General features: G+C 42.4%; 14 protein-coding genes and 1 pseudogene. 5 read left to right on the top strand and 10 right to left on the bottom strand.

The features are described 5' to 3' along the window. Positions 1 to 279 precede the first annotated feature (279 nt). The 5 genes from ACM0OR_RS25580 to ACM0OR_RS25560 form a co-directional block, all read right to left on the bottom strand. The gene (locus ACM0OR_RS25580; protein WP_414579263.1) at positions 280 to 2,481 is read right to left on the bottom strand and encodes a transglycosylase SLT domain-containing protein; all 2,202 of its coding nucleotides are present in this window, start codon (positions 2,479 to 2,481) and stop codon (positions 280 to 282) included. A gap of 242 nt (positions 2,482 to 2,723) precedes the next feature. Further along, the gene (locus ACM0OR_RS25575) at positions 2,724 to 3,011 is read right to left on the bottom strand and encodes a hypothetical protein (RefSeq protein WP_414579262.1); all 288 of its coding nucleotides are present in this window, start codon (positions 3,009 to 3,011) and stop codon (positions 2,724 to 2,726) included. Positions 3,012 to 3,044: 33 nt separating this feature from the next. Then, positions 3,045 to 3,401 carry a DUF5615 family PIN-like protein gene (locus ACM0OR_RS25570; RefSeq protein ID WP_414579261.1) on the bottom strand — a complete coding sequence of 119 codons (357 nt, stop codon included), beginning with the start codon at positions 3,399 to 3,401 and terminating at the stop codon, positions 3,045 to 3,047. A gap of 75 nt (positions 3,402 to 3,476) precedes the next feature. After that, positions 3,477 to 3,722, bottom strand: coding sequence for a DUF433 domain-containing protein (locus ACM0OR_RS25565; RefSeq protein WP_414579260.1), 246 nt, complete (start codon positions 3,720 to 3,722; stop codon positions 3,477 to 3,479). Positions 3,723 to 3,740: 18 nt separating this feature from the next. Further along, positions 3,741 to 5,006 carry an FAD-dependent hydroxylase gene (locus ACM0OR_RS25560; protein ID WP_414579259.1) on the bottom strand — a complete coding sequence of 422 codons (1,266 nt, stop codon included), beginning with the start codon at positions 5,004 to 5,006 and terminating at the stop codon, positions 3,741 to 3,743. A 224-nt stretch (positions 5,007 to 5,230) separates the two neighbouring features. Between ACM0OR_RS25560 and cysE the strand changes: the two genes are divergently transcribed. After that, complete coding sequence (gene cysE / locus ACM0OR_RS25555; RefSeq protein ID WP_414579258.1) at positions 5,231 to 5,992, top strand: serine O-acetyltransferase; 762 nt, start codon at positions 5,231 to 5,233, stop codon at positions 5,990 to 5,992. Positions 5,993 to 6,144: 152 nt separating this feature from the next. Here the strand turns inward: cysE and ACM0OR_RS25550 are convergent, their stop codons facing one another. The 4 genes from ACM0OR_RS25550 to ACM0OR_RS25535 form a co-directional block, all read right to left on the bottom strand. After that, complete coding sequence (locus ACM0OR_RS25550) at positions 6,145 to 6,576, bottom strand: ester cyclase (protein ID WP_414579257.1); 432 nt, start codon at positions 6,574 to 6,576, stop codon at positions 6,145 to 6,147. Positions 6,577 to 6,646: 70 nt separating this feature from the next. Then, entirely contained in the window at positions 6,647 to 7,228 is a 582-nt protein-coding gene (locus ACM0OR_RS25545) for a Crp/Fnr family transcriptional regulator (RefSeq protein WP_414579256.1), read from the bottom strand. 65 nt (positions 7,229 to 7,293) lie between these two features. Beyond that, complete coding sequence (locus ACM0OR_RS25540; protein WP_414579255.1) at positions 7,294 to 7,875, bottom strand: Npun_F5749 family FMN-dependent PPOX-type flavoprotein; 582 nt, start codon at positions 7,873 to 7,875, stop codon at positions 7,294 to 7,296. A gap of 19 nt (positions 7,876 to 7,894) precedes the next feature. Next, positions 7,895 to 8,101: a hypothetical protein gene (locus ACM0OR_RS25535; protein ID WP_414579254.1), complete on the bottom strand. Its 207-nt coding sequence runs from the start codon at positions 8,099 to 8,101 to the stop codon at positions 7,895 to 7,897. Between the two features lie 121 nt (positions 8,102 to 8,222). On the opposite strand from ACM0OR_RS25535, the gene ACM0OR_RS25530 reads away from it, so the two are divergent. From ACM0OR_RS25530 to ACM0OR_RS25520, 3 genes and pseudogenes are all read left to right on the top strand, one after another. Continuing rightward, a complete protein-coding gene (locus ACM0OR_RS25530; protein ID WP_414579253.1) occupies positions 8,223 to 10,676 on the top strand; it encodes an LAGLIDADG family homing endonuclease in 2,454 nt (817 codons plus the stop codon). Positions 10,677 to 10,981: 305 nt separating this feature from the next. Then, a pseudogene (gene nrdJ / locus ACM0OR_RS25525) lies at positions 10,982 to 12,052 on the top strand (ribonucleoside-triphosphate reductase, adenosylcobalamin-dependent); the annotation flags it as partial. Between the two features lie 204 nt (positions 12,053 to 12,256). Further along, a complete protein-coding gene (locus tag ACM0OR_RS25520; protein ID WP_323266476.1) occupies positions 12,257 to 12,475 on the top strand; it encodes a hypothetical protein in 219 nt (72 codons plus the stop codon). 163 nt (positions 12,476 to 12,638) lie between these two features. Here ACM0OR_RS25520 and ACM0OR_RS25515 read toward each other — a convergent pair whose 3' ends face one another. Next, entirely contained in the window at positions 12,639 to 14,906 is a 2,268-nt protein-coding gene (locus ACM0OR_RS25515; RefSeq protein ID WP_414579252.1) for an FdhF/YdeP family oxidoreductase, read from the bottom strand. 305 nt (positions 14,907 to 15,211) lie between these two features. Between ACM0OR_RS25515 and ACM0OR_RS25510 the strand changes: the two genes are divergently transcribed. Further along, a complete protein-coding gene (locus ACM0OR_RS25510; protein WP_414579251.1) occupies positions 15,212 to 16,405 on the top strand; it encodes a site-2 protease family protein in 1,194 nt (397 codons plus the stop codon). Positions 16,406 to 17,155 lie beyond the last annotated feature (750 nt).

The raw sequence follows: 17,155 nt of genomic DNA, 5'->3' as shown, positions 1-17,155 counted from the left end.
ATAGGTGATAGGTGATAGGTGATAGGTGATAGGTGACAGGTGACAGGTGACAGGTTAGTAGGGAATGGTCATGTCCAACATATTGCCCACCCTACAAAACCATCAAACATAATTAATCAGAAACTTTGGATTTGTGATTTTGGATTAAGTTCAATCTACAATCCGTCTTGAAAAGTTGAGCCACTGCGTTGGACGGGTTTCCCGGCTTGTAGCAAGTGGCGTTCCTAGGTTGGGAAACCCGCCTACAGAACTTTCCTCAAAATCCAAAATCTAAAATCCCTACTCCCCAGCTGTCGGTAGTCTGGGATGCTGGGTTGAATATTTAGCCACTAAGTTGGAAATCTCCGGATTATACAGTCGCAGATAATTCCAATAGTTACCAAATACTTGCCGGACGTAATTTTTGGTTTCACCAAAAGGAATGGCTTCCACAAACTCATCTGGATCTTGGTTTGGTATAGTTTGCAACCATCGGGAAACATTGCCGGGGCCAGCATTGTAACTAGCGATCGCTAACATGGAATTATTGTTATATTGCTCATGGGTATGATCTAAATACCATGTTCCCAGCATGATATTGTCGTTGGGATTTTCTAAATCAATGGTCTTGTTATCTAGCTTAATTTTAGAAACTATCCATTTACCAGTTGCTGGCATTACCTGCATTAAGCCAGTCGCACCAGCCACAGATTTAATTTTCGGCTCAAATCGTGACTCCTGCCGCATCAAGGCTGTCACCAGTAAAGGATTAAGTTGACGATCAGATGACCATTTCTCAATTTCTCGCAGGTAGGGAAAGGGATAACGAGCTTGCCAGTAGGTAATCTGTTGGCTAAATTCCTGATATTGGGCTTGTTCTTCTGGCGTTTCCCTGTCTTCTAATTTGGATATGAGGTTAATACCTGAGAGATTTTCACCCCGTGCCAGGCGCATCAAGCCTTCTGTAAATTGCTCTGGGATTGTAGGCTGCTGTTTATTAAGATATTCTGTTTCCCATTGCAACCACGCATCTCGGTCTTGTCCCAACAGATACAATTCTTTAAAGCTGTCCGAACCAGCAGGCGGGATAGGACGCTGATGGGGAACTACTTCGGGTTTGAGTTGGCGGACGTTTTTAAAGTCACCCACATTCAACCCCAACATATTCGCCGATCGCCAGGCATAGTAAGAGTAGGGAAAGTTGCTAATTACATACTCATAAGCCGCTTTTGCGTCTTGTTCTTTGCCTAGGTTATTCGCCCATTTACCCACCCAAAAACCGGCTCTGGGAGCTAAAATACTGTTTGGGTTTTCGGTGACAATTGGTGTAGCCCATTTCCAAGCTGTGGCATAATCTCTAGCTTTGGCTTTTTCTTGGGCAATCTTCCAACGATATTCTGCCGCCTCCTCAGACTTACTGTACTGAGTTATGAGTTGTTGCCAAGTTTGTTGGGCTGATTTATTGTCGTTAAGAGCTTGAAAAATTTCCGCTTTTTTAACTACGGCTTGACTGGCTTGCTCTGGGAATTTAACAATTACTCGGTCAAGATAGGGTAGAGCGTTCTTTCTCGGATTAGCCATCTCTGCCAGACGCAATAAACCCATACCTGTTTCCCTGGCTTCTGGGAATTGCTCTGCTAGTTGATTATAAGTGGCGATCGCCTTTTCTCGATCTTTGCCGCCTACTTGTAGTCCCCTCGCCGTCCGATAGAGGTTACGGGCAGTTTTAGGCGCGTTGGCATAAGCAGCAGCCGCTTTGGTAAATTGATTGTTGTCCCAGTAAGCTGTACCAATGGTTTCCCAGTCTGCTGCTTTGAGATTCGGCTGTTTGACTAGCTGATCTAATACCCCTACTATCCCCGGCTGGTTATAGGCATATTTAGCCAAAATTAACTGCAATTGCGGCTGATTGGGATTCTCTTGCAAACGCTTCCTGATAATTTCCCAGGTGAGAGGATTAGAAGGAAATTGAGCGATCGCTGAATCATGTAGCTTTGGTTGAGCAATGAGATACTTGGCTTTGACTACCGCAGCTTCCTGGGGATATTGTTTTAGTACCTGTCGCCTTAAATCGGAAGCTTTACCATCTTGATTTAACAGATCCTGCGCTTGGGCTTGTTTGAGCAAGATATAAGGCGCGAGGACAGGATAATCTTTCTCTAGACCTGTCAGCAGTTCCAGAGCTTTTTGGCCTTGTCTGGTATCTATATAATCACTCGCCAATAGGTAACGCGCCCGTTCTCTGTCTGGTGAACGACCATTTTGTGAGATTTCTGCTAACTTTGCTGATCGTTCTGGTACAGATTGTGATATTAGTGGGAACACAGATGAATTGGCTTTGCTGGCATCAGATAGCTGCTCTGTCTGATTTGACGACAGATTGAGCCATTGCCCCAAAGATTTGCCGATCTGCGGTGCTGATACCATCGCCCCAGCAGAAAAGGCAAACAGTGCTGCGCCAGCGATTAAGGGAATTGGTTTTTGTTGTAGTTTCTTCAGCATGGATACTCGCTGAGAAGTGCCAATGAATTTCTTGAAACTCTAGCATTCCTTGCCATGAGTGTAATCACCTCTTCACTAGAGATTTTTAATTTTCGGAAAAATATATCAATCTATCGATGTTAGCGTTGTTTTTATTTTTAGTTGCTCAGTAATGGCGATCGCCGAACGTTGATCAGATACTATAGCCTAGGTTGGGGCGGAGCATCGTTGCTCAAAGCTATAAAGGTTAACAAAGTTCTTCACTAACCAAACGAAACGTCCAACCACTGCCATAAACTAATTCCATCAAAAGTTGATGTATAACCGATAATTATCAGATAATCATTTGCCAACCTCCAGTCAACGCCAAACAGATGCAGCATATCGAAGAAAAAACCGCTCTCAAATTTATCAAATTTATATAGATCCTGACGCTCAAAAATATACGCAGCAAATTTCGCCGAAACCCCCGCAGGCGACATTACCAAGGAAGAGCAAGAGTATTTCTCAATACCTATAAACAATATTTGAGTGACAGAAATTGATGTCAAAATCTAGCATACCTTGTTAGAAAAACCACTGAATCAGGATTGTACTCTAGCAAATCGAACTCGTTGTTCAGTCACCACAACAAAGTTGTCGGATAGTTGCTCCGAATATTTTTCTAATAATCGTTGTAGAGTGTCAATCTTGTTAGCAGAGCGTTCATTTTCAAGCCGCAGCAAAATAATACCTCGATGCGATCGCTGTTCTCGAAAAACTTTTTCACCGAAGTCTTTGTCGCTAGTGATCAATATCCAGTTTTCATCACCAGCCTTCTGAATTATTTGGTCATCATCAATTCCTCGTGCTTCCTCATAAACTGAAAATACTTCATGTCCTTGGCTACGCAGCCAACGCGCTACTACTACACCTGTATTCTCATCAACTAAAAAGCGCATCTAGGCCATAGCTCCTTTTTGATTATTCCTCCTTTGAGCCTACAAAAATCAATTCAACGATCAAAACGGATGACACTATACCTCCATAGGTAGTGGCATAAAAGCAGCACTTTCGAGGGAGCGAGACGCAAATAAAAGACAAGCTCTGATGTCTACTTCCACTAAGCCTTCATATTCTGCCAAAATCTCTATTACTGTTGTGCCATGTGCTAGAAGATTCAGAATGTATTCAACTGTAAGGCGTGTTCCTTTAATGACAGGCTTTCCCACCATGACTTTGGGGTTAAAAGTGATTCGGTTTAACAGTTCTTGATCTGTCATATTTCTCAAAATTTAAGTTTAACGTCTTGCTAGTGCTGGTGTCTTTCCTTTCAACCCAATCATCAATTTGAGCATAAAGACTTTCAGCAAAGGTACGCGCTGCAAACACCATAAACCCAAACGACGTACAAACACCACTGGCGGGAATTGATTAGAAAACATCCGATCTAACAAATCAGTAAATCCTAAAATTGTCAGATTCTCTTTTTGTCGCCAACGTTCATACTGCTTGAGTATCTGAAGATTACCAATATCTTCACCTGCTTGATGCGCTGCTTGAATGACTTGCGCTAAGGCTGCTGCATCCCGAATGCCCAAATTTAGCCCTTGTCCGCCTACAGGATGGCAATTATGCGCTGCATCACCTACTAAAGCCAAGCGAGAGAGGACATAACGATCGCTTTGCATGAGTTGTACTGGAAACACAAAGCGATCGCCTAATAATTCTAATTTGCCCATATGCTGGCCAAATCTGCGGCTAAGTTCTTGTAAAAATTGTTCGTCATCTAAAGCGCACAGGGCTTGGGCTTCTGCATGGGGGGCTGTCCAGACGATGCGGCAACGATTTCCTGGTAAGGGTAAAATTGCAAAGGGGCCACTTGTCCAAAATCTTTCGTAGGCAGTATCATTGTGGGTTTTTTCTGGTTTCACAAAGGCTACAATGCAAGACTGCCAATACTTCCAGCCGTGAGTTTTAATTCCAGCCCCTTGGCGAATTGGCGATCGCGATCCATCAGCCGCTACAAGTAATTTGCTCTTAACGGTTTTTACTTGTTCACCAATTTTAATATTGATGACTACCTCATCTGCCTGGTACTTTGTATTCACCACCTCAGCCGGACAAAGATAAGTCACATTTGAGCAATTGTGGACAAACTCCTGTAAAGGTTCTAGCAGTGCTTGGTGTTCTGCTACGTAACCTAATTCTGGTGTGTCTTTACTGATGTCGGTGGTTGCAAACTCCACCACATCAGGATAATCAGCATCAGACAGGCGGACTTGGCGATATTTGGCAATTTGAGGCAAGATTTTATCCCAAATGCCAATGCCTTGGTAAATTAACGCCGATAGCATATGAATTGCGTAGGCTTGCCCTTTGGTGACTGCTAAAGACGCGACTTTAGCCTCAATTAGTAGGATGTTTAAGCCAGAATCTTTTAAAGCTGAAGCCAGGGTTAAGCCGACAATTCCACCGCCGACAATTACCAAATCATAATCATACACCCGCAAGTCTGGCGGTGTCGGTTGAGGGGTAGTAGTTTGATTAAGCTGGGTTAGTGGCATTGTGAAGAGAAGTTAAGCAATTTTAATTACTATTCTGACGCGATCGCTGTGTTTAGAGCAAGTGACATTGATAGGGAATAGGGAATTTTAGATTTTAGATTGAAACCCAATCCAAAATCCACTCATTGAATAGCCCAATGCTCAAAACTTACGTTATTAGAGTGGACATCTAGAACGATATGATGGGAAAGTAGCTTGTTGTACTTTCCGAGGGTACTATCCCGATGCTCTCTACACTACGTGCTGATTTTCGTATCATCTTTGAACGTGACCCGGCTGCCCGTAACTGGCTGGAGGTCTTGTTTTGTTACCCCGGTTTACAAGCCCTGATGTTTCATCGGTTGGCTCACTGGCTGCATAATATTGGCCTTCCTTTTATCCCCCGTCTGATTTCTCACATCGCTCGGTTTTTGACTGGCATCGAAATTCACCCAGGCGCAACTATCGGACAGGGTGTATTTATTGACCACGGAATGGGGGTAGTAATTGGTGAGACAGCTATCATCGGTGATTATGCCCTGATTTATCAAGGTGTTACCCTGGGAGGAACGGGTAAAGAAAGCGGCAAACGTCACCCAACCTTGGGAGAGAATGTTGTTGTCGGCGCAGGTGCTAAAGTTCTAGGCAATATTCAAATTGGTAATAATGTCCGCATTGGTGCTGGATCTGTTGTGTTGCGGGATGTTCCTTCAGATTGCACTGTTGTAGGGATACCTGGCCGGATCGTTTATCGTTCAGGAGTGCGGGTTGCACCTCTAGAACACAGTAATTTACCAGATTCAGAGGCGGAAGTCATCCGCGCGTTGGTTAATCGTATTGAAGCATTAGAAGACCAAATACAAACTCTACAGCGTCAACAATCTACTACTAAAACTCCTGTCTTGGTAAGTTACGTAGTTAAAGACGGTGAAGCATTACAATCAGCTCCTGTATGTAGCCTCAGAGATAAAGCAATACAACAGTTCTTTGATGGAGCAGGGATTTAGAATGGGGATTGGGTAAAACTTCACTTTTGTCTTCACCCAAATCCCTAAACTCCTAAACCTACGAATAATTTCTCGATATTTCTAGGTTTTCTCTCACTGATGCAAGTCCCTAACAGCCAATTTGGGATATTAATTTATTTTTTGGTATTCCTTTATCCCTCTGAAGAATTGGATGGCGGAATTATACCCAACTGCTGCATGAGGGCAAAAGTGTCGCCTTGCCCCCAATGTTCTACAATCTTACCGTTGACTACACGATCAATGTGAACAACTGAAAATTTGACCTGTTTAGCTGTCGATGGAATACCCATCAAATCTCCCTGATGTGTGCCGATGAAGATTCCGCGAGTGACAACTTTATCGCCTTCTGCAATCACTTCTTCCAAGGTATGGCGACCATCTGGAAATGCGGTAAACATCATCATTCCATATTGCATCACCGCATCTAAGCCTTTGAGGGGGAGTCCATTCAACCCTCGGCTCACAATATCAGGGGACATTAATTCTCGTGCTTGCTCAACATCTTGTTGGTCAAATACTTCATAGAATTTCCGGACAATTGCCTTATTCTGTTCTAGCGACATAGTTTTTTTTGCAACAAAAGTGTCTTTTTGTGACTCTACTGTGCAAGTTAATAATTTGCATTGACTTGGGTTAAGAGATTTCTTTGTGATAAAGTCTTCGTTTCAAACGGCTCAGAGATTCTGGCTCAATGCCAAGATGCGAGGCAAGATAATATTGTGGAATGCGCTGTAAGAGTTTTGGCTCGGTTTTCAAGAAATTGACATAACGCTGCTCAGGCGAATCTCTATACAGGGAAAGTAAGCAATCGCGCAACTGAAAAGCCAAGTCTTCCACTACAAGCCTTAGTAATTTCTGACCGTCCGGTACAGTTTCTAAAACTTCGATCGCTTGTGTATTGACGATGAGTACCTCAGAGTCTGCGATCGCCTGACAGGAAAAACAAGCAGGTCTTCTTCTTCGCAAACTCTCATAATCGCCCAACGTGTGCTGTTCAGGGTGAAAAAATAGTGTGAGTTCTTTGCCGTCTTTAAGGAAGAATGTTCTTAAACAGCCTTTCAACGTCAACCCCACGAAATCACAAATATCACCTTCTCGAAATAGAAATTCTCCTTGATGAACTTTTCTTGACTCTAAAAGAGGTTCAATAAGTGTTAAGTCAATTTGGCATTGTGGAAAAAGTTGCTGAATAAACGAGTGTAGCAGTTCATACATTTATTTAATCTGGCTTGAACTTTTGGCACTTGTGCATCCTTAATTTTCACTGCTGGTCTCACTCTTTAAGGATTAACTTCCTGGGTAGACCATGCTTGATTTTCATCACAATCATAAATACGACGATTTTGCGGTTCGCCACGTAATTCTAGGTGGTCTACTTGTGTGGGGTCTAGTAAAAGTAGGCAAAAATTAGCCAATGGTCGATCAGGATCTGGTGGTGATGGCTCAAAGGCTGCTTTTTCTGCTTTGGGTTCACCAGGATCAGGCCAAGCAAATTGTAACCGTGCAGCATCACTTAACTCTTGCCACATAGTAATCCTGGCTAGTTGGAGATGAGGCTGAGATTCATCACTGCTCACCAAAGTCAAGTTACCAGTAATCCGAAATTGTTCTCGTGTTTTAGGAAAATACCAACAAGCTTCTGCCCAAGGGTTCTGCTGTATCTGGTCAATTTTATGGCTACGGCGATCGCTAATAAATTTTAGCTGATTGCTTTCTGCCAAAAAACCACGAAAAACAACTGTACGATTAGCTGGACGACCGTTAGCTTTGACTGTTGCTAGTTGCAGGTAACGGGCGTAAACAAGGCTACGGTTGCGGTGCAGTGCATGGGCGATCGCGCTTCGCCAAGGAGCTAGTGACATGATTAAGTTTCGTTGCAATTTATCCAGACCAATATTTAGCGCAAAGTAGGACAATTAGCAATCTTTTCGTTGAATCTAATTGTTTGATAGTCCCAATTGTGTATTTGAATTGCGATCGCGGACAAGCTAAATTTTCCCCATACCCATGATTTTTATATTTCAATACTGCTAATAATTGCAACTCAGTATATAAGCTTTCTGGGTAGGAAAAGTCATTATACACCATAAATATATGTGGCAATTTGTACAGTCATGGCATAGCGTAAAGTGGAAAATTTTTCAAGCTTTTATCCTCCATCCACTTGGCGTATAGTCGTAATCTGTTCACAAGCAACAACACTTTTGATATGGTTCGAGAGCTGGAAATCAAACGTCAGGGTGCAAGGTTTCCCGAAACCGCGCCAGCAGCTAATCCTGTATTTTTTAGAACTTATAGCCGCCGCACAACGGCAGGTTTAAGAGAAACTTGGGATGAAGTGTGCGATCGCACTATCCAAGGTTTAGTGGAGTTAGGTAAACTGACTGCACAAGAAGCCGCTACCTTAGAAAAAACTCAACGCCAACTGAAATCTTTACCCAGTGGACGCTGGTTGTGGGTAGGCGGTACAGATTGGATCACCAAACCAAAAAACTTTTCTGGTGCGTATAATTGCACCTCTACCAATCTCCAGGATTGGAAAGCCTTCGGGTTGATGATGAATCTAGCCATGATGGGCTGCGGGACGGGAGCAGTCATAGAACCGCAGTATATTAATCAACTGCCCCCCATCCGTAATCGTCTTCATGTAATTGTACAGGGAGATGTTGGTAATACAACTAAAGATTTACGTCGTGAATATACACAAACCCATATAGAAGGTAATAGCGTTACGATCCATGTGGGAGATAGCCGGGAAGGTTGGGTGGCATCCTACCAAACGATCTTAGAACTCTCCACAGATGAAAGATTTACGGATGAAGTCCAAGTAACTGTTGATGTCAGCGATGTCCGTCAAGCCGGGGAAACCTTGAAAGGCTTTGGTGGCGTGGCGAATCCAGTGAAATTACCCGGACTATATCAGCGTTGCGCTGCCATTCTCAATAAAGCTGTCGGTAGACAATTAAGTTCTGTAGAATGCTGTTTGTTGATTGACGAGGCTGCTGTCACCATAGTCGCTGGGAATATTCGTCGTTGTCTCCCAGAAGATGCTTTAGTTCATACATCCAAAGGTTTAGTTCCCATTCGTGATGTACAAGTGGGTGACTTAGTGCAAACGCCCTTGGGATTCCGGCAAGTTGTAGATAAATTTGACCAAGGATTTCAAAATGTCTACGAAATTGAAACCAATGCTACTTACCCCAGAGCAACTTTAAACCATCGGCAAGCAGTGCTAGGAGATGCTCAGGGAGGCATTGTTTGGAAATATGTTAACAGTTTAGTAGCAGGCGATCGCTTACTCCATAGCAAGCAAGTTTTACCAGGTACAGTTACCCATTTACCACCTGACTTTACCGAATCTCGACCTTCCCAAAGTCGCACAGCTAAGACCTTTGTTGTTCCCGAACTAACTGCGGAAGTAGCTTGGCTAATAGGGTTGACTCATGGTGATGGTTATGTGGCTCTTGGTCGCAATAAATACGATAAACCCTATGGTCGTGTTGAGTGGTCAATGAACAGCTTGGATGCAGAACTCACAAGTAGAATACAAGCCAAAATTGACGCTGCTTTAACTTTATTTGGCTTGAGTGCGGTTCACAGCGTAACCAAAGGCGAAAACACAGCTAAATCCATCTGTTCATCAATTCGCCTAGCTGAGTATTTTCATCGTTACATCAAGCAGCCCAATGTTCCTCTAACAGTGCCTAGCTTTATTTTGCAAGGTTCAGTAGATATCCGGGCTGCTTATCTTGCGGGTTTAATGGACAGCGATGGCGGTGTGAATAACCGACCGCCTCATTTAGTGACTTCAGTTTATCGGTCATTTATCAGACAAGTAAGTGTAGTTCTATCCAGCTTGGGTATTGCTGGTAGACTGACCACAACTTATCCGCAAAATTCCACTTGGCAAGTTAAGTACAACTTGACAATTCCCGCACTGAAGGAGCGTTATAACAGTCTCATTGCACCCCACTCAACTAAAGGTGAATTACGCCAAGGTCTAAAGATGTATGGTTTCACCGTTCCTGGTGCAATCATGCGGGAAGCCTACACCTACAGCGAAATGCGGGAGATGGGTTTTCAAGGTTCTCGGACTGTAGATGCCAATTACGAACGCTACATTGCTGAGGCGGATATTTCCTTAGATATTCCTGTCACTGTTAAAGCATTGGGCAGTTATGATCATGTCCAAACTTATGATATTGAAGTGGAAGAAGCTCATTGTTTCTACTGCGATGGCTATTTGACGCATAACAGTGCCGGTATGCGCCAGTTCATATCTGAAGATCAATTAGGGGCATCTGCCAAAGATAACCTATGGCAACAAGATGAGAATGGCAACTGGCGCATTGACCCTGAGCGTGATTCTTTACGGATGGCGAACCACACAAGAGTTTTTCACCGCAAGCCAACATTAGAAGAGTGCGTTGATGCTGTTCGTAAACAATATTACAGTGGTGAAGGTGCAATTCAGTGGGCTGGTGAAGCCGTTGCTAGAGCTAACTGTGATTTGTTAACTACACAAGCTTTGAAAGTTGATTTCTTAAAAGCTTACGAACAAGGAACAGCTAAAGACTGGTTGCAAGCACGACATCCTGATCTTGATGCTAATGAGCTAGAACATCGTTTGGCTCGTTATGGTTTAAATCCGTGTGGTAAGTAATTTTGCCTCACGTTAAACACCGGGGAAAATCGGTGAACCCTGTGATTGGGAATACCGAGGTAATCAGAGGAATTCAAGCACCTTTGACACCGTACAGACTAGAGAGTGAACACTTTATCAATTCAAAGTAAATTATAAATTGATAAAGAATATAATCTGGGTTTTACCTCTGTTTTTTAGAACAGCTCCACGAGTCTCCGGCTACTAATAAAATTGCTAATTATTAGTAGAAAATATAGTCGGGTCTGCGAGGAATTAGAACTCGTAGAGCTAGAGGATAAAGAGCCTCTGGGTTAACAAAAATGGAAATTATTGGTAGCGACTTCCACTGTAATCTATCTGAGATACATCTCAATCAAATTGACCCATTGAACTATAAAGAACAGGAGGAAGCTTTCACGGCTGGGGCATTATCTGTAGCGGCACTTTTAAATCATCAATTCCAAGAACCACGCTATCAATATAGTCGGGAATTAGACCCAATTGTTGGGGTTTCTTTCACTGGTTTATTTGATTTCTTTGTCCATGCTTTTGGTGTGGATTGGTTGCGGTGGTGGGAAGCGGGAAGACCTGAAACACCTCAAGGATTGGAATTTAAATACAAAGAAGCAAAATACTTAACTGATTGGAAAGAGATTGTGCAGCGTGTGGTTTGGGATTATTGCGATCGCCATAATATCAAACGCCCTAATCGCTGTACAACTGTCCAACCCAGTGGGACAAAATCGCTGTTAACTGGTGCTAGTCCCGGATGGCATCCCCCCAAAGCACAACGATTTATTCGCCGCATCACTTGCCGTAAAAATGACCCAGTGGCTTTAGCTTGTCTGGAATATGGTTACAGTATCATTCCCTCTCAATCAGATAAAGATGAAAAGGGGAATTTACTTGATGATCCGTTTGATCCACGGGTGACAGAATGGCTAGTGGAAATCCCTGTGGCTGTATCTTGGGCTGATTTACCTGGTGCTGATGTGATTGATATCAGCAAATTTAATGCGATCGCGCAAATGGATTTCTATATGCAGGTGCAGAAATTCTACGTCACTCACAACACCTCTGCCACGATCGAGTTGCGAGAACATGAAGTAGAAACTCTAGGAACTCGCATTTGGGAAGCGATTCAAAATGATGAAGGCTACATGAGTGCAGCACTATTAGCTAGATTTGATGATCATCAAACCTTCCCGCGTTTGCCATTTGAGCCAATCTCCAAGCAGGAGTATGAGCAGATGTTGCAAGCAGTAGCATCACGCCGCAAAACCGATGATTTCTATGCTGTCTTAAGTCGCTACGACTTCGGCGATTTAATGGAAGTCGGCCCCGCAGGTTGTGACTCTGATAAGTGCATGATGCCTGAACAAAGTCCAAATTAATACACGAATCTAAGCAGTGGGATGCAAATTTCATGCCACTGCTTTCAAAGGTACACTCTAGGATTTGAAATCTTCTGGATGTTCACACTTAAACTCAGCTTTACTATTCAGCAAATCATAGGATGCTCTAAAACAAAGCAAAATTTACACGTTACGATTAGTGAATAAATGCTAATTTTCGCAAAATATTGCAGGAGAGTCTAAATGTTCATAGATGAATTATCACCAATATTTAAGCAACTGGTTCAACACCCAGCTTCCTTTTTTGGGGGGTTTGTCTCTGGTGTGCTGCGACTCAACCTTGCAGATGATCCCGTCAAAAGTTGGTTAGATAAACAAGTAGATGCTAACAGTAATTCTTTCCAAAGGAATGAAGCTCATAATGGTAAAGCAACTGGGCCTCAGTCAATCACTATTGAATGACGTTCTACCCGTCTGAAAGCTGGGATATTCACAAGAAGGCGGTTCTGCCGCCATGATTGTTATTTTGGAAGAGCAAATCCAACTGAACCGCAAGTTCTCAGGCACACCGCGTTTGCTTAAATGAGCGCGGTGTTCTCTCCTCTTAACTGTCACCTATCACCTATCACCTGTCACCTGTTAGAAGTTGCGGATCTACAATACAAATTGGAACTCTTTTATAAGCAGGTGTGCCACTTTGAGGATCAATTTTTGCTTTAAATAGGACATTAGCTTCAGGATAAAACATAAAAGCTACACCTTCAAGAATCGCCCCACAAATAATTTCAATATTTTCTAATACTCCCCTATCTCCTTTCACTGTTACTCGCTGGTGTTCCTCAAATCCTGCTTTTTTTACATCCAGAAGATTCATTAAAATGCAGTGACGATGAGGCATTCCTCGATATTTATCTTCATTACGATAAACTACAGTATTATGTTGACCATAGCTGCGTCCTGTTCCTAAAATTACCACAATTCCTGGCTGATTTTCTGCTACACCAAATGCTGCTTTAGTTGGTAGTGATAATTGCGGTAAAGGTGTGACAAACATCTGCGCTTTGCCATCAGATGTGTGAAATTTAGGTTCATCTAAAATCCGCCCTTCGATCATAAATTCTTGTTTTGTTTGGTCAATTGTGCCAATTTTTTCATAACCAGGAATGGTTTTAGCAATTAATTCTCTCACATAAACTGTATCTTGCAATTTACGCCAATTTATTGGTGTTTCACCATGTAACTGATGAGCAATTTCGGTGATTAATTCTATTTCAGAAATTAGGTCAGCATCAGGTGGTTGCAAATGACTTTTACCTTCATCATTTAACCGCACAAAGTTATTACCAGATTCGGTTGTTGTTTTATGAGGATTTTCAAAGCGATTAAATACAGGTAACATTAAAGTTTGCTGTTTAGCTAATCCGTGGAAATGTCCTAAATTGGGTTTAGTAGCTACATAAAAAATGGTTTCTATTTGCGATAATGCTTGTTTTGCTTGCTGTAAGTCTGGGTTGGCTGCATACAAATTTCCTCCTAAACAAAACAGTGTATCTATCTTGCCTAATTCTGCTGCTGTGATTAAATCACGGGTATGATAACCAGGAGTTTCATTTAGAGGTTTTCCTAATAGTTGAGATAGTGCTTGTTTGATTTCCTCTCGCAAGTGTACAGTGACACCCATTGAACCAAATCCTTGCACATTAGAATGTCCTCGAATGGGCATTGTCCCAGCACCAATTTTACCAGCGTTACCTGTAATTAAGGCTGTATTAGCAATACTAAAAATATTATCTACACCGTTAGCGTGTTGAGTTATTCCCATTGCCCAGGCAAAAACTACCCGTGTTGATTTACCAATTATATAAGCTGTTGCTGTGATTTCTTCTTTGGATAAACCACAGGTGTTAGTGATGTTATCCCAGGATATATTATTAGCGTAATTTATAACTTCTTGCCAATTTTGTGTATGGGATTTCAGATATTCTGTTTTGATCAAATGCTGTTCGATTAGAGATTTTTGTAACCCCACAAATAATGCAACATCACTACCAGGAATTGGTTGTAAATATAAAGAGGATATATCTGAACCACCTGTGAGTAGAGATTTGATAGGAAATGCAGGAGATGCAAATTTAACTAAACCGATTTCAATTTGGGGATTAATAATAATTACTTTACCGCCTCTTTCCCGCAATTTGATTAATTCGTTCATTAGTCGCGGATGATTTGCAGGTGCGTTAGAACCAATTAGAAGAATACAATCACTATGTTTTAGACTCTCTAGGCTGATCATTGATGTGCCTGAGCCGAAAACTTTTTTTAAACCCACTGTTGACGGTGCGTGACACAAATCTGAACAGTCTGCTAGATTATTACTACCTAGCGATCGCATTAGTAATTGTAGTAAATAGGCCGCTTCATTCGATGAACGTCCAGAACTATAGCTAGCAATCCTTGCTGGGGGTAAATTAAAGGCTTGTGTAGCAATGTGGTAAACTTCTTCCCAGCTAATACGTTGATAATGAGATGAACCTGATCTGAGAATCAGAGGATAACTTAATCTACCCAAGCGATCGCATTCTTGAGAAGTCAGTTTTTGTAATTCACTAATGCTATGTTCTTGGAAAAAATATTGTTTAATTCCTGGTTGCAATTCCGCAGCGATCGCCTCTACGCTTTTAGCACAGCGTTGTAAATATTCCCCCGCTTCATTAACAAATCCCCCTTTTTGTCCACCCGTACCCCAGGCGCAGGATAAACACGCACTTTTATGATTGAGAGTTTGCCATAATTTTAATCCTTGTGGTGAGAGAGTTTGTTCTACCCAATACTGAATCACAGGTAAACCACCCCCAGCAGGGGAGCTAGACTTGCTTTGAGGTAAGTTATCCATACTTAGCTAAATCTCAACTCACTTAACTAACTAACTATTATTGCTAAAATTATCTGGTGTCGTAAGCTGTTCCAGAATAGAAATAAAAAGTTTCGCCCTAGTCCCTATTGCATGGGAAATTTATATTTTTTTATTTTTTAAACGCCCAAATCGATTCAATTGTCTATTCTAGGATGGAGAGCAGATCAAGCAGCGATCGCTGTTTTTGTTGTGTATTCCCATAAAAAAATTACAAATTCATATGTAAAAACACCCATACCATCGGCGGTATGTCTGCTGAAAATATTTAATTTTAGGATAATGTAATGCAAACAAATTGGAAAATCGGGTCTTTATTTGGCATTCCCCTATTTTTAGACCCTCTGTGGTTCGTAATTTTGGGGTTAGCTACTCTGAATTTTGGTATAGCTTACCAAGAATTGGGAACTGTCACAGCCTGGAGTGCGGGAATCATCATGGCGTTGCTGCTGTTTGCTTCGGTGTTAATGCACGAATTGGGTCATAGTTTAGCAGCGCGATCGCAAGGGATTAAAGTTAATTCTATTACCCTATTTATGTTTGGTGGGATTGCGGCGATTGAGGAAGAATCTAAAACGCCGGGGAAAGCCTTTCAGGTAGCCATTGCCGGGCCTTTGGTGAGTATTGGCTTGTTTTTTCTTCTTAGATTAGGGAGTAATGTTGTGCCTGATGCTAGCCCAATCAGTATGATGGTGGGTGATTTGGCGAGAATTAATTTGGTTGTAGCTTTGTTTAACTTGATTCCCGGTTTGCCTTTAGATGGTGGTCAAGTATTAAAAGCTGCACTGTGGCAAATTACCGGAAACCGCTTTCAAGCTGTACATTGGGCAGCTAGGGCAGGACAGATTTTAGGTTATGGTGCGATCGCCCTAGGATTTGCGGTAGATTTCTTAACTAGAGAGTTAGTCACTGGTTTATGGATTGCGTTGTTAGGTTGGTTTGCTGTGCGTAACGCCAACACCTATGACAAGATGACGACATTACAGGAAACCTTGCTGAAGGTGACAGCCGCCGATGCAATGACTCGGAACTTTCGCGTTATTGATGCTGACCAGACTTTGCGTTCCTTTGCTGACGCGTATTTATTAGAAGCCACTGCACCAGAAGTTTATTTTGCTGCTTCTGATGGACGTTATCGGGGAATGGTCACCATTGAGGATTTGCGCTTGGTAGAGAGAAGCCAATGGGAAACCCAAACTCTGCACAGTATTGTCCATCCTCTGACCGAAATACCCACGGTTGCTGAGTCAACTTCTATGGCTGAGGTCATCAACAAGCTAGAAAATGGGAATTTACCGCGTGTGACTGTTCTGACACCTGCGGGTGCTGTGGGTGGGGTAATTGATCGGGGAGATATTGTACAGACCTTGGCACAAAAGTTAGGCTTACGGATTACTGATGCGGAAATTAAGCGCATTAAGGAAGAGGGTAGTTATCCGCCGGGGTTGCAGTTGGGGGGAATTGCTAAGTCAATCAATTAGCTTGAACCGAGAGAAGCCCCACATCTTACCCCTACGGTGTACACACAAGTCTGATCACCTTATCCTGCAAAGTTTTGATCCCAGCACAAAGATGTGTGTGTGTACACCGTAGCCTTGTAAGGGAGAGGTACTCTAGCGAGAAGCCGCTCCGCGTCTTTGGAGAGGGGTTTCTAGTATTTTTCGCAACTTTCCAAACATCCTTTAAGCAAGCCCTACTTAGCAAATAGAATGCGTGGCTATAGAAGCACAGTCCACCATCGCGGAATCAAAGTTTAAAAACCCGCCTTTGCTAGTTTCGTTTGTGTAGACACAGTTTCTCATCGCCAGATCAAATCTAGCAACAGATTAGTATAAAATCTCACTTACTAACCGAGAGATACTAACAGCACACTTTTTTCTTCTCGGTTAATTAACAAACTTATTAAACTAGATCAAAATATACAGCAATTCCCATTTACCTACAATACACAACAGGGACACAATATTTTGTGTCCCCATAAAGTCGCCTACTTGAGCAGCAACACGGAAAATAGGTTGTTTCATTGTCTACATTCAAGACAAATTTGAGAGCAACGGAGTTCTGAGTTAGATGAACGAGTATCAAAGGCTCGTCAACGGAGTTCTCAGGTAGATGAATGAGTATCAAAGACTCGTCAACGGAGTTCTGAGATAGATGAACGAGTATCAAAGACTCGTCAACGGAGTTCTCAGGTAGATGAATGAGTATCAAAGACTCGTCAACGGAGTTCT

The sequence above is a fragment of the Anabaena sp. CCY 9402-a genome (genome assembly GCF_963920945.1).
GTDB lineage: Bacteria > Cyanobacteriota > Cyanobacteriia > Cyanobacteriales > Nostocaceae > Trichormus > Trichormus minutissimus.
This window is presented reverse-complemented; position numbering and strand designations above follow the sequence as displayed.

Bases quoted from the DNA above. Each gene is read 5' to 3' on its own strand.
- ACM0OR_RS25520 (WP_323266476.1), top strand. From the start codon at position 12,257: ATGTTCATAGATGAATTATCACCAATATTTAAGCAACTGGTTCAACAC.
- ACM0OR_RS25530 (WP_414579253.1), top strand. From the start codon at position 8,223: ATGGTTCGAGAGCTGGAAATCAAACGTCAGGGTGCAAGGTTTCCCGAA.
- ACM0OR_RS25535 (WP_414579254.1), bottom strand. From the start codon at position 8,101: ATGGTGTATAATGACTTTTCCTACCCAGAAAGCTTATATACTGAGTTG.
- ACM0OR_RS25550 (WP_414579257.1), bottom strand. From the start codon at position 6,576: ATGTCGCTAGAACAGAATAAGGCAATTGTCCGGAAATTCTATGAAGTA.
- ACM0OR_RS25565 (WP_414579260.1), bottom strand. From the start codon at position 3,722: ATGACAGATCAAGAACTGTTAAACCGAATCACTTTTAACCCCAAAGTC.
- ACM0OR_RS25515 (WP_414579252.1), bottom strand. From the start codon at position 14,906: ATGGATAACTTACCTCAAAGCAAGTCTAGCTCCCCTGCTGGGGGTGGT.
- ACM0OR_RS25580 (WP_414579263.1), bottom strand. From the start codon at position 2,481: ATGCTGAAGAAACTACAACAAAAACCAATTCCCTTAATCGCTGGCGCA.
- cysE (WP_414579258.1), top strand. From the start codon at position 5,231: ATGCTCTCTACACTACGTGCTGATTTTCGTATCATCTTTGAACGTGAC.
- ACM0OR_RS25570 (WP_414579261.1), bottom strand. From the start codon at position 3,401: ATGCGCTTTTTAGTTGATGAGAATACAGGTGTAGTAGTAGCGCGTTGG.
- ACM0OR_RS25545 (WP_414579256.1), bottom strand. From the start codon at position 7,228: ATGTATGAACTGCTACACTCGTTTATTCAGCAACTTTTTCCACAATGC.
- ACM0OR_RS25540 (WP_414579255.1), bottom strand. From the start codon at position 7,875: ATGTCACTAGCTCCTTGGCGAAGCGCGATCGCCCATGCACTGCACCGC.
- ACM0OR_RS25560 (WP_414579259.1), bottom strand. From the start codon at position 5,006: ATGCCACTAACCCAGCTTAATCAAACTACTACCCCTCAACCGACACCG.
- ACM0OR_RS25510 (WP_414579251.1), top strand. From the start codon at position 15,212: ATGCAAACAAATTGGAAAATCGGGTCTTTATTTGGCATTCCCCTATTT.